8 protein-coding genes are annotated in these 12,859 nt (G+C 69.6%); 4 read left to right on the forward strand and 4 right to left on the reverse strand.

The genetic code is table 11. The features are described from left to right. Nucleotides 1-37: 37 nt before the first annotated feature. The gene (locus MFF26_RS21330) at nt 38-1,078 is read right to left on the reverse strand and encodes a hypothetical protein (protein WP_238308506.1); all 1,041 of its coding nucleotides are present in this window, start codon (nt 1,076-1,078) and stop codon (nt 38-40) included. Nucleotides 1,079-1,690: 612 nt separating this feature from the next. Here MFF26_RS21330 and gltB point away from each other — a divergent pair. The 4 genes from gltB (at nt 1,691) to MFF26_RS21350 (ending at nt 8,813) form a co-directional block, all read left to right on the forward strand. Then, complete coding sequence (gltB, locus tag MFF26_RS21335; protein ID WP_373324512.1) at nt 1,691-6,415, forward strand: glutamate synthase large subunit; 4,725 nt, start codon at nt 1,691-1,693, stop codon at nt 6,413-6,415. A gap of 130 nt (nt 6,416-6,545) precedes the next feature. Continuing rightward, entirely contained in the window at nt 6,546-7,979 is a 1,434-nt protein-coding gene (locus MFF26_RS21340; protein ID WP_137831733.1) for a glutamate synthase subunit beta, read from the forward strand. Between the two features lie 144 nt (nt 7,980-8,123). Then, complete coding sequence (locus MFF26_RS21345) at nt 8,124-8,363, forward strand: type II toxin-antitoxin system Phd/YefM family antitoxin (protein ID WP_137831734.1); 240 nt, start codon at nt 8,124-8,126, stop codon at nt 8,361-8,363. A 3-nt stretch (nt 8,364-8,366) separates the two neighbouring features. Next, nucleotides 8,367-8,813 carry a type II toxin-antitoxin system VapC family toxin gene (locus tag MFF26_RS21350; protein WP_137831735.1) on the forward strand — a complete coding sequence of 149 codons (447 nt, stop codon included), beginning with the start codon at nt 8,367-8,369 and terminating at the stop codon, nt 8,811-8,813. 33 nt (nt 8,814-8,846) lie between these two features. Here MFF26_RS21350 and MFF26_RS21355 read toward each other — a convergent pair whose 3' ends face one another. From MFF26_RS21355 to galE, 3 genes are all read right to left on the reverse strand, one after another. Continuing rightward, entirely contained in the window at nt 8,847-10,289 is a 1,443-nt protein-coding gene (locus MFF26_RS21355; protein ID WP_238308507.1) for an SGNH/GDSL hydrolase family protein, read from the reverse strand. Nucleotides 10,290-10,421: 132 nt separating this feature from the next. Next, complete coding sequence (locus MFF26_RS21360) at nt 10,422-11,603, reverse strand: lytic murein transglycosylase (RefSeq protein ID WP_137830628.1); 1,182 nt, start codon at nt 11,601-11,603, stop codon at nt 10,422-10,424. Then, nucleotides 11,600-12,592 (reverse strand): UDP-glucose 4-epimerase GalE, encoded by a 993-nt coding sequence (gene galE / locus MFF26_RS21365; protein ID WP_137830629.1) that lies wholly within the window; start codon nt 12,590-12,592, stop codon nt 11,600-11,602. The genes MFF26_RS21360 and galE overlap by 4 nt, the downstream gene beginning before the upstream one ends. Nucleotides 12,593-12,859: the final 267 nt, after the last annotated feature.

Genomic DNA, 12,859 nt, shown 5'->3' on the forward strand with positions numbered 1-12,859 from the left:
TTTCGCGACAGCCGGCCCCGACTCTTCGGGCCGTCGCTTAGTTCGCGCCGGCCTCGCCGGTGCCGCCGGGGACGATCGTCGCGCCGCCGATCACCCGGACGGGTTTGCGTGCGCCGTCGGCGGGCGGATCCTGCCAGGCGCGGTCCTTCGGCGCAGGCGCGGACTCGGCGGCCTTGGCCGCCGCCGGCTGACCCGTGGGCTCGGCACTCTTCGCAGGCGCCGCATCCACGGGTTTCTCGTCCGTCTTCGCCGCCGGCGTCATCTCCCGGGGCGCCGCCGCCTCGGCCGGGCGCAGGCTGGGGGCAGGGGCGAGGGGGGCCGTGCGGGCGGCCGCGGGCTTGGCCGGTGGCGCGACCTTCGCGGTCCGGCGCGGTGCGTCCGGGCGGGAGGCCGCGTCGGGGTTGAGACCGGAGGGGTTGGCGTCCGGCGCGATCTGCGGGGCGATACCGGCATTGGCCTCCTGGCGCGGAAGCACGGGGCGCGACGGTGCCGCACGCTCGGACCGGATACGGCCGTCGTCGAGGGACGGGCCGCGCGGCGCCAAGGGGGCAGGGGAGCGGGCGGCGGAGGGGGCCATGGAGGGGATGTCGGCGGGGGGCACGAGCCGCTCGGCCTCGCGGATGCGACGGGGCCGGTCGTCCTCCTCGGTCCAGCCATAGCCCGGCGCCACGGGGCGCGGGCGCAGGGCGGAGGGATAATAGGCCTCGCCGAGAGCCTCGCGGCCGATCACGGCGCCGTCGCGGGCATCGACCAGGAGACGCATCCGGGCGCCGCGCGGACCGGTGGCCTCGACCCGATAGGCACGCCCGTCGAAGCGCGGGCGCCCGATCTCGGTGAAGCCGCGATCCTGCAGGCTGTCGGCCACGGCGCGCGGCGACAGCGGCGCTTCGGCGCGGTCGTCGTAGACGTCCTCCGGGCCGTAACCCCAAGAGTGCCCCAAAGAGTGACCCCAAGAGTAGGGTCTGGCGAAGCCTTGGGCGGCGGCTCCCTCCAGGCCGACGCCGAGGAGGAGCGCGGCGACGCCCGCGCGGCGCAGAATCCTCGCGGCACGACCGGGGACGGGACGGCTCGGAGCCATACGGACCTCGCGAGAGCGAAACGGGAAAAGACTTTGAGCCCGGGAGCCCGCTGTTGGTCGCAGGTCTCCCGGCGCCACGGGTGGTCGCGATCCCCGCATTCCCTCCGTGTCGGCGCCGTGGGTTGAAGACTCCGAATGGGGCGAGATTGCGAAGCGGAAGCAACCGCCCCGTGCGACGACCGATGGCGGGCGGCGGCGCAAGCCGGAGCAGAGGGGCGCGTCGGGCGAATTGGGGGCATGCTCCGGCGCATGATTGAAAGGCGCGCGGCTGCGGCTCCACGCCCCTTGCTGGAAACTCTAAAATCTGGCAACGTCCCCTATAGGACAGCAACACTGTCCCATTTGTCGCGCTGGCCGCCGGGCGAGCTTTGGGGATTCCTCACGTGATCGACGTGACGTCCGAACGAGCTGACAAACCGGCGACCGTCAAGGCGATCCGGGCGAGCGACGGCTGAGCGAAGCCGGACGCTGCAGCCCGCGGGTCTCGCGGGCGATTCCGGCAGGAAGACCCCGACAGGATCCGATCGGCTAAAGAAGCGCGCGGCCCGGTCACCGTTGGTGTTCGGGCACGAAACATGCTCGCATGCGAGCAGGGTCGGAGATTGGCGGACGATGAGTGGAATTCCGTCTGAACTGTCGGTGGTCGAGCAAGAAGCCTCCATGGCGGCTCCGGCTCCCTCGCGGGCTGGTCCCGCGCCGCTGATCCTGCGCGATCCCGCCCTGCCGCGGGCGCAGGGCGCCTACGATCCGGCCCATGAGCGCGACGCCTGCGGCGTCGGCTTCGTCGCCGACATGCATGACCGGCGCAGCCATGCGATCGTCGAGCAGGGCCTGAAGATCCTGGAGAATATCGACCATCGTGGGGCGGTCGGCGCCGACCCGACCATGGGCGATGGCTGCGGCATTCTCACCCAGATCCCGCACGGCTTCTTCGCCGAGGAATGCTCGCGCCTGGGCTTCGAATTGCCGCCCGCCGGCCAATACGCCATCGGCCAGTTCTTCATGCCGCAGGCGGGCGAGGCCCGCGCGATCATCGAGGAGATCGTCGAGAAGACGCTCTCGGACGAGGGTCTGCCGCTGCTCGGCTGGCGCGACGTGCCGGTCGACTCGACCGATCTCGGCAAGGCCGTGAAGGAGACGGAGCCGCATCACCGTCAGGTCTTCATCGGCTGCCCGTCGAGCGTGACCGAGCAGGACACCTTCGAACGGCGGGTCTACATCGCCCGCAAGGTGATCTCCGGGAAGGTCTACGGCCACGGCGACCAGCGACTGATGGAGTTCTATCCCGTCTCCGTGTCGAGCCGGACCATCGTCTACAAGGGCATGGTGCTCGTGCACCAGCTCGGCCACTACTACACCGACCTGAAGGACCCGCGTTACGTCTCGGCTCTGGCCCTGGTCCACCAGCGCTTCGCCACCAACACCTTCCCGACCTGGCGCCTGTCGCACCCCTACCGGATGGTCGCGCATAACGGCGAGATCAACACGCTGCGCGGCAACGTGAACTGGATGGCCGCGCGTCAGGCGAGCGTCGATTCGGAGCTGTTCGGCAACGACATCTCGAAGATCTGGCCGATCTCCTACGAGGGCCAGTCCGACACCGCCTGCTTCGACAACGCCCTCGAATTCCTCGTGGCCGGCGGCTACTCGTTGGCCCACGCGATGATGATGCTCATCCCCGAGGCTTGGGCGGGCAATCCGCTCATGAGCGAGGAGCGGCGCGCCTTCTACGAGTATCACGCCGCCCTGATGGAGCCGTGGGACGGCCCGGCCGCGGTCGCGTTCACCGACGGCCGCCAGATCGGCGCCACCCTCGACCGCAACGGCCTGCGTCCGGCCCGCTACATCGTCACCGATGACGGCCTCGTCGTGCTCGCCTCCGAGATGGGCGTGCTGCCGATCCCGGACGAGAAGATCGTCCAGTCCTGGCGTCTCCAGCCGGGCCGGATGCTGCTGATCGACCTCGAGAAGGGCCGCATCGTCTCCGACGAGGAGATCAAGGGTGAGCTGGCCGGCGCGCACCCCTACGCCGAGTGGGTGAAGAACACCCAGATCGTGCTGGAGGAACTGCACCCGATCAGCCCGCGCGCCTCGCGCACCGACGTGTCGCTGCTCGATCGCCAGCAGGCCTTCGGCTACACCCAGGAAGACCTCAAGCTGCTCATGGCCCCGATGGCCGTGACCGGCCAGGAGGCCGTCGGCTCCATGGGATCGGACACGCCGCTCTCGGCGCTCTCCGACAAGCCCAAGCTGCTCTACACCTATTTCAAGCAGAACTTCGCGCAGGTCACCAACCCGCCGATCGATCCGATCCGCGAGGAGGCCGTGATGAGCCTCGTCTCGTTCATCGGGCCGCGGCCGAACCTGCTCGACATGGAAGGCGCCTCCCGCCGCAAGCGGCTCGAGGTGCGTCAGCCGATCCTGACCAACGGCGACCTCGAGAAGATCCGCTCGATCTCGCATTTCGAGGACCGCTTCGACACCCGCACCCTCGACATCACCTACGCCGCCGAGGCCGGTGCCACGGCGATGGAGGGCGCACTCGACCGCCTGTGCGACCGGGCCGAGGTCGCCGTGCGCGGCGGCTACAACATCATCATCCTGTCGGACCGCATGGTCGGGCCGGACCGCATCCCGATCCCGGCGCTGCTGGCGACCGCGGCGGTCCACAACTACCTGATCCGCAAGGGCTTGCGCACCTCGGTCGGCCTCGTGGTCGAGTCGGGCGAGCCGCGCGAGGTGCATCACTTCGCCTGCCTCGCGGGCTACGGCGCCGAGGCCGTGAACCCGTATCTCGCCTTCGAGACGCTGCTGGCGATGAAGGACGAGTTCCCGCCGGACCTGACCGACGACGAGATCGTCTACCGCTACATCAAGTCGATCGATAAGGGTCTGCTCAAGGTCATGTCCAAGATGGGCATCTCGACCTACCAGTCCTATTGCGGCGCGCAGATCTTCGACGCGATCGGCCTCAACGCCGATTTCGTGGCGCGGGACTTCTTCGGCACCGCCACCACCATCGGCGGCATCGGCATGGCCGAAGTCGCCCGCGAGACGGCGGAGCGTCACCGCGACGCCTTCGGCGACGCGCCGATCTACCGCAACGCCCTCGATGTCGGCGGCGAATACGCCTACCGCCTGCGCGGCGAGACCCATACCTGGACGCCCGACACCGTGGCGACGCTGCAGCACGCGGTGCGCCTCGGTGCGGACGAGCGCTACCGCGAATATGCCCGGCTCGTGAACGAGCAGGAGAACCACCTCAAGACCCTGCGCGGCCTGTTCCGGATCAAGACCGCCGCCGATCTCGGCCGCGAGCCGGTCGAGCTCTCGGCCGTCGAGCCGGCCGCCGAGATCGTCAAGCGGTTCGCCACGGGCGCGATGTCCTACGGCTCGATCTCGAAGGAAGCGCACGAGACGCTCGCCATCGCGATGAACTCGTTCGGCGGCCGCTCGAACTCGGGCGAGGGCGGCGAGGAGCCGCGCCGGTTCGTCACCGGTCCGGACGGCCGCTCGCGCCGCTCGGCGATCAAGCAGGTGGCGTCGGGCCGCTTCGGCGTCACGACCGAGTACCTCGTCAACGGCGACATGATCCAGATCAAGGTGGCGCAGGGCGCGAAGCCCGGCGAGGGCGGCCAGCTGCCCGGCCACAAGGTCGACGCCAAGATCGCCAAGGTGCGCTACGCGACGCCGGGCGTCGGCCTGATCTCGCCGCCGCCGCATCACGACATCTACTCGATCGAGGATCTGGCCCAGCTGATCTTCGACCTGAAGAACGTGAACCCGGCGGCCGACATCTCGGTGAAGCTCGTCTCCGAGGTCGGCGTCGGCACGGTCGCGGCGGGCGTCGCCAAGGCGCGCGCCGACCACATCACGATCTCGGGCTTCGACGGCGGCACCGGTGCCGCCCCGCTCACCTCGATCAAGCATGCGGGCGGCCCCTGGGAGACCGGGCTCGCCGAGACCCAGCAGACGCTGGTGCTCAACGGCCTGCGCGGTCGCGTGGCGCTGCAGGCCGATGGCGGCATCCGCACCGGCAAGGACGTGATGATCGCGGTGCTGCTCGGCGCCGACCAGATCGGCTTCTCGACCGCGCCGCTGATCGCGGCGGGCTGCATCATGATGCGCAAGTGCCATCTCAACACCTGCCCCGTGGGGGTCGCCACCCAGGATCCGGTGCTGCGCAAGCGCTTCAAGGGGACGCCCGAGCACGTCGTCAACTACTTCTTCTTCGTGGCCGAAGAGCTGCGGGAGCTGATGGCGGCGATGGGCTTCACCAAGATCGAGGACCTGATCGGCCGCTCGGATCTCCTCGACAAGCGCGAGGCGATCGAGCACTGGAAGGCCCGCGGGCTCGACTTCTCGAAGCTGTTCCACCGTCCCGAGGTCGGGCCGGAGGTGGCGATCCGCCATGTCGAGAAGCAGAGTCACCCGATCGATACGGTGCTCGACCGCCGCCTGATCGCGGGCGCCGAGCAGGCGCTGGCGACGGGCGAGGCCGTGACCCTCACCGACGTGATCCGCAACTCGGACCGCGCGGCGGGTGCCATGCTCTCGGGGGCGGTCGCCAAGGCGCATGGCCACGATGGCCTGCCGGACGACACCATCGTGGTGAAGCTCTCCGGCACCGCCGGACAGAGCTTCGGCGCGTGGCTCGCCGCGGGCGTGACCTTCGATCTCACCGGCCACGGCAACGACTATGTCGGCAAGGGCCTGTCCGGCGGCAAGCTGATCATCCGTCCGAGCGAGGGGCTGAAGGCGCCCCCCGCCCGCACGATCATGGCCGGCAACACCGTGCTCTACGGTGCCATCGCGGGCGAATGCTACATTCGCGGCGCGGCCGGCGAGCGCTTCGCCGTGCGGAATTCCGGCGCCATCGCGGTGGTCGAGGGCATGGGCGACCATGGCTGCGAATACATGACCGGCGGCGTCGTGGTCTCCATCGGCGTCACCGGCCGCAACTTCGCGGCGGGCATGTCGGGCGGTCTCGCCTATGTCCTCGACGAGGACGGCTCGTTCCGCGACCGCTGCAACCTGTCGATGGTCGATCTGGAGCCCGTGGAGGAGGAGGACGACATCATGCGTCGCTTCCACCAGGACGGCGATCTGGAGACCAAGGGCCGGGTCGACATCCTCGCCGACATGTCGGGCCACGACGAGGAGCGGCTCAGCCAGCTCCTCACCAACCATCTCAAGTATACCGGCTCGCCGAAGGCCAAGCAGATTCTCGACGATTGGGCGGGCTTCCGCACCAAGTTCGTCAAGGTGATGCCGGTCGAGTACCGCCGGGCCCTGCGCGAGATGGAAATGGCGCGGATGCCGGTGGCGGCGGAGTAGGCAGCGTCACACGGCTGCGTTCTTTCGGACCATACGGTCGGCGGCGATGGCCGCCGACCGCTTCACAGCGATGACGGAACGACGGCAAGGCCGCGTGGTCGAGGGATCCGCGCCTGCAAAGGGTTGATCGATGGGCAAGGTCACGGGCTTTCTCGAATACGACCGGCAGGAGCAGAAGTATCAGCTCGCCGCGGACCGGGTTCGGCACTTCCGCGAGTTCACGCTGCCGCTCGACGAGCACGACCTGTCGAAGCAGGCGGCGCGCTGCATGGATTGCGGCATCCCGTTCTGCCACGGGCCGACCGGCTGCCCGGTGCACAACCAGATCCCGGACTGGAACGACCTCGTGTTCCAGTCGGACTGGGAGGAGGCCGCGCGCAACCTCCACTCCACCAACAATTTCCCCGAATTCACCGGCCGCATCTGCCCGGCGCCCTGCGAGGAAGCCTGCACGCTCAACCTCGAGAACCAGCCGGTCGCGATCAAGACGATCGAGCAGGCCATCGCGGATCGCGCCTGGAACATGGGCTGGGTCAAGCCCGAGCCGTCCGAGACCCGCACGGGCAAGCGTGTGGCGGTGATCGGCTCCGGCCCGGCCGGCATGGCCGCGGCGCAGCAGCTCGCCCGGGTTGGGCACGACGTGCATGTCTACGAGCGCGAGCCCAAGGCCGGCGGCCTGCTCCGCTACGGCATCCCCGACTTCAAGATGGAGAAGCGCCACATCGATCGGCGCGTGAAGCAGATGGAAGCCGAGGGCGTCGTCTTCCATTACAAGGCGAATATCGGCGTCAACGTGCCCCTCGAGGAGTTGACCGCCAAGTTCGACGCCGTGCTGTTCTGCGGCGGGGCCGAGGATCCGCGCAACCCGCAGCTGCCGGGCCAGGAACTGGACGGCGTGCATTACGCCATGCCCTTCCTCGTCCAATCGAACCGCCGGGTCGGTGCCGAGCCGATGCCGGGCAACGGCGAGTTGCCGATCCTCGCGGCCGGCAAGAACGTCGTCGTCATCGGCGGCGGCGACACCGCCTCCGACTGTGTCGGTACCTCGTTCCGCCAGGGCGCACTCTCGGTCACGCAGCTCGACATCCGCCCGCGTCCGCCGGAGCGTGAGGACAAGCTGACGGTGTGGCCCTACTGGCCGACCAAGATGCGCACCTCGTCGAGCCAGGCCGAGGGCGCCGAGCGCGAGTTCCAGGCCGCGACCCTGCGGCTCGAGGGCAACCGCAAGGGCCAGCTCACCGGCGTGGTCTGCGCCCGCGTGGACGAGAAGCGCCAGCCGATCGAGGGCTCCGAGTTCGTGCTGCCCGCCGATCTCGTGTTCATGGCGATCGGCTTCGCCGGCTCGGTTCAGAAGGGTCTGGTCGCCGAATCCGGCGTGACGGTGGATCGTCGCGGGAACGTCTCGGCCAACGAGCAGGATTACCGGACCTCGAACCCGAAGATCTACGCCGCGGGCGACATGCGCCGGGGCCAGTCCTTGGTGGTCTGGGCGATCCGCGAAGGCCGCCAGGCCGCCCGGTCGATCGACGAGGCGCTGATGGGTTCTTCGGTGTTGCCGCGCTGACGGCATCGCCCGGACCGATCGAGGGGCCGTCGCTGGCAAGCGGCGGCCCTTTCTTGTTGAGCAGACCGCCGGACAGGCCAGTGCGGATCGCTTGCAAGAACGCTGGCTTCGCCTATCGTGACCACAAGGGTCACGGTGGGTTGAATGCAGGAAATCCAGCTCCGACAAGCAAAGGCGACTCTGTCCTCGGTCATCGACCAAGCCCGGCAGGGACAGCCTTCGATCATCACCCGGCACGGGCGGCCGGAGGCCGTCGTGTTGGGCTTCGAGGAGTGGCAGCGCCTCTCGCAGGTGCCGTCTTTCGGCAAGCTGCTGATGGCTGCTCCGCTGGACGACGGCGATCTGCCGGAGCGTCAGGGCGGAGTCAGGGACCCGGAACTCTGACGCTTGTACCTCGTCGATACCAACGTCCTCTCGGCCGGAGCGCCATCCAAACCCGCGCCGGCGCTGGATGTGACGGGATGGATGGAACGCAACAGCGCTGGCCTGTTCCTCTCCGTCATCACCATCGCCGAGATCGAGGATGGCATCGCCAAATGCCGGCGAGAGGGTGCGAGCCGCAAAGCGGGTCGGCTTGCGGAATGGTTGGGTACGCTACTCCACCTTTATGCGAACAGGGTCCTGCCGCTCGATCTCGACACGGCACGGCGCATCGGCGTCATGACGGATTTGGCGCGGGGACAGGGTCACGCTCCCGGCTTGGCGGATCTCGCGATCGCCGCGACCGCCCAGCGCCACGGCCTCACCCTGCTGACCCGCAACCTTCGGCATTTCCGCCCGCTCGGGGTCATCGCGCTCGATCCGTTCGCGGCGCTGCCACCCGAGGCCTCGTAAGGGAACGACGGTCAGCGCCGTCAGCCCGTTGCCTCACCCCGGCGGCCATCGGAAATCATCCGCCCGGCCCGGCTGGGGCAGGGGGGCGGCACCGCGCTGGAGGCTGCGCTCGCGGGTCCCGGTGGCATCGCCCTCGGAGGGGCGACCGCTGAGGAGCGTGCCGCCGGGCGCGGTCTCGGCCCGGCCGAGCGGCACCACGGGGCCCGCCGCGGGCTTGACCGGAAGCGTCGGGATGCCGGGCGGCTCGGGAAGGCTCGGCAGCATCGCGGTGATCTTGCGGTCGATGGCGGCGGTGTCGTCGAGGCCGGGAGCGGGGGTGCCCTCGGCGGGGTTGTTGGTGGCGACCGGAGCGGCGGTCGGCGGCTCGGCGGGCTGGCCGCCGCGGGCGCCCATGAGGCGCTTCAGCTCCACATCGGCGAAATGCGCGACCTTGCGAGCGCCGGCGCTGGTGAAGTGGATGCCGTCCGCCGTGCGCAACCGCGCCTCCTGACCCTCGACATCGGGGCCGCTGGCGGTGAAGCGGTTGCGGTCGTCGACGAAGCCCTGCCAAATGTCGACATAGGTCTGGCCGGCCTTCTGCACCCGCTCGCGCACGAGATCGTTGATGCTGGCGAAGTCGCGGGTCAGGCTCTCGCTGCGCACCGGCGGCAGGCCGACCCAGACCAGGGGCACCTTGGCGTCGGCGAAAACCTTGACCACCGCATCGACCCGGGCGGCGTAGAGCTCGCGCCAGCGGTCGGACAGGGCCTCGACACTCTGATCTCCCTCGCGGATCGCCTGCCGGTCGTTCACGCCGACCATCATCAGGGCGTAGGAGAGGTTCGCGTTCGCCTTGAGGAAATCCTCGGCGCTCTTGGCCCAATCGACCACGTCCCGGCGCACGAGGCCGCTATCGCCCTTGGAGCGATCGACCACCGCCACATCGGGACTGTCGGAAAACGCCTCGTCGACCCCCTTGCCGAGATAACTCGCCAGCGAATCGCCGAACACGGCGACCTGCGTGGTCGGAGCCGCCTTCGGCACGGCGGGCTTGGGCTGGGCGACGGCGGGCGGCGGGCTCGGGCGACGGCGGCGCGCGGCGCGCTCCTCCTCCGACCGGCTGGTCACCGCCGGTGCGCGGGGGCGCGAGGGACGGGCATAGCCCGGCGGCGGGGCGGCGCCCGGCGCAGCCTGGCCCGGCGGCGGAGGCGGCGGGCTGCGCGGCTGATCCTCCCATGGCCAGTAGAACGAGCGCGATTCCTGCTGGGGCTGCGGGGCGGGACGGCGGGGCTGGGGGCGGGCATAGCCGTCGTCGCGGTAGCCGCCGCGGGGGCGGCGCGGGGCATAATAGGGATCCTGCGGCGGCGCGTCGTAGGTGTCGCCCCATTGGGCCGAGACCGGCGAGGGGCCGGCGAGGCAAGCGGCGCCGAGTGCGAGAAGGCCGAGGATCGCGGCAGGGCGCGGCAGCGCCGGGCGATCGGTCGGGCAACGGGCCATCCAGAAACCTCGATCGGTGACACGCGGACCGGGTGATGTCCGACCCGGTTCGAAGGAACGAGGATAACGCGAGACGGCGCATCCGTCTAAGGCCGCCGCGCGTGGGATTGTCGCCCCGCCCGGCATCCGCGATCAGCGGCCACCCTCCAGACGTTCCAGCAGAGCGGGTCGGGCATAGCCGTCGGCCGGGATGTGTTCGCGGATCTGGTAGCGCCGGACCGCTTCGCGCAGCTTCGGCCCGGCCCGCCCGTCGGCCTCGCCGTCGTAGAAACCTTCGCGGGCGAGCCCGGTCTGCAGGCGCTTCAGTCCTGCCCCGTCGAGGCGCGCGGCGTTGTTCGGCCAGGGGGCGGCCAGCGCCGGGGCGCCGGCCAGCCGATCGGCGAGATGGCCCACCGCGAGGGCGTAGGAATCGCTGGTGTTGTAGCCGCGGATCGCCTCGAAATTCTCGGTGATGAGAAAGACCGGCGCGCCCAGGCCGCCGGGCAGGAACAGGCTCGCCTCGCCTCTCAGAGGCAGCGGCTTGCCGTCGGTGCGGCGCACGCCGCGGGCGGCGAAATCCGAGAGCGGACCGCGATAGCGCGTCAGGTCGAAATCCTTCGGCAGGCTGACCTCGTAGCCCCAGCTCACGGCGGGGTTCCAGCCGAGCGAGCGCAGGTAATGCGCGATGGAGGCCAGCGCGTCGGCCTCCGAGCGCCAGATGTCGCGCCGCCCGTCGCCGTCGAAATCGACCGCCTCGCGCAGATAGACCGAGGGCAGGAACTGCACCTGACCCATGGCGCCGGCCCAGGAGCCGACCATGTTCCGCGGTTCCACGTCACCGTTCTCCAGGATCCGGAGAGCGGCGAGCAATTCGTCGCGGAACAGCCGGCCGCGATGACCGGCATAGGCGAGACTCGCGAGCGAGCGCAGGACCGACAGGCTGCCCGCGCTCGCCCCGAAATCCGACTCGACGCCCCAGAAGGCGAGGATGACGGAGCGGGGCACCCCGGTCTTCGCCTCGATCGCCGCGAGGGTGCCCGAGAGCCGCGCGGCCTGCGCCTTGCCCCGCGCGATGCGACCCGCGGAAACCGCGCCGACGAGGTAGTCCCAGACCGGACGGCTGAACTCATTCTGGCGACGGGTGCGGGCGATCACCTCCGGATCGGGCGCGGTCACGCCGGCGAAGGCCGCGTCGAATGTCGCCTGGGAGATGCCGCGGGCCTTGGCTTCCGGGCGCAGCCCGGCAAGGAATCCAGGGAAATCGCCCTCCTGCGCCCGCGCGGGCGCAGTGGCGACGAGGAGGGCCGTGAGGAGCGCGGCGAGCCGAACCCTCACCGGCGGTTCCGCTTGGACAGGGCATCCTCCCAGGCGAACGCCTGTCCGACGATGGCGTCGAGATCGTCGTGCTTCGGCGCCCAGCCGAGCTCGCTGCGGATGCGGTCGGCGCCGGCGATGATCTGGGCCGGGTCACCGGCACGGCGGGGCGAGAGCCGGACCTCGAAATCGCGGCCGGAGATGCGCTTGACCACCTCGATCACCTCCAGCACCGAGTAGCCCCGGCCGTAGCCGCAATTCAGGGTCAGGCTGTCGCCGCCGCGGCGCAGGTGATCGAGGGCCACCATATGGGCCTCGGCGAGGTCGGAGACCTGGATGTAGTCGCGCAGGCACGAGCCGTCGCGGGTCGGGTAATCGGTGCCGAACACCTCGAGATGCGTCCGCTGGCCGAGAGCGGCCTGGGTCGCGACCTTGATGAGATGGGTGGCGTTGGGCGTCGACTGGCCGGTGCGCCCGCGCGGATCGGCACCGGCGACGTTGAAGTAGCGCAGCACCACGTAGGAGAAGCCGTGGGCCTTGGCCGCATCGGCCAGCATCCACTCGCTCATCAGCTTGGAGCGGCCGTACGGGTTGATCGGGTTCGTCGCCAGCGTCTCGGGCACCGGCACGGTTTCGGGCTCGCCGTAGACGGCGGCGGTGGAGGAGAAGATGAAGTGCTTCACGCCGGTGCGGGCCGCGGTCTCGATCAGAGCGCGCGTCTTCACCGTGTTGGCGAGATAGTACCCCAGCGGATCGGACACCGAATCCGGGACCACGATCTTGGCCGCGAAATGGGCGATGGCGTCGATCCGGTGGCGCAAGATCGTCTCGGTGACGAGCGCCTGATCCGAGACGTCGCCGACGACGAGACGCACCTCCGGCGGCAGGGCCCAATCGAAGCCGGTGGAGAGGTCGTCCAGCACGACCACCTCCTCGTGGCCGGCATCGACCAGCGCCAACACCATGTGGCTGCCAATGTAACCGGCGCCGCCCGTGACCAGAACCGCCATGAATATTCCCCTTGATGATCGCCCCGAACGCGAAAGCCCCGCCCGAAATACCGTATCCGTGGCGATGCCCCAGGCTCTTGAGTCTTATTGATAATTTTCGAAAACCGGCGGCCGTCTCTCGGGCCGGAGGCTCTAGCGGATAAAGTTTCAGGTCCGATTAATCGCGAAAAGTGTCATGCTATGCCGCAAGCGGGGCTGTTGCCGGACGCGCGTGTACTATTTCATTGACAGCGCGGCCGACGATGGTCGCCCCGCCCCACACCATCC

It is taken from the genome of Methylorubrum suomiense (genome assembly GCF_022179765.1).
GTDB lineage: Bacteria > Pseudomonadota > Alphaproteobacteria > Rhizobiales > Beijerinckiaceae > Methylobacterium > Methylobacterium suomiense.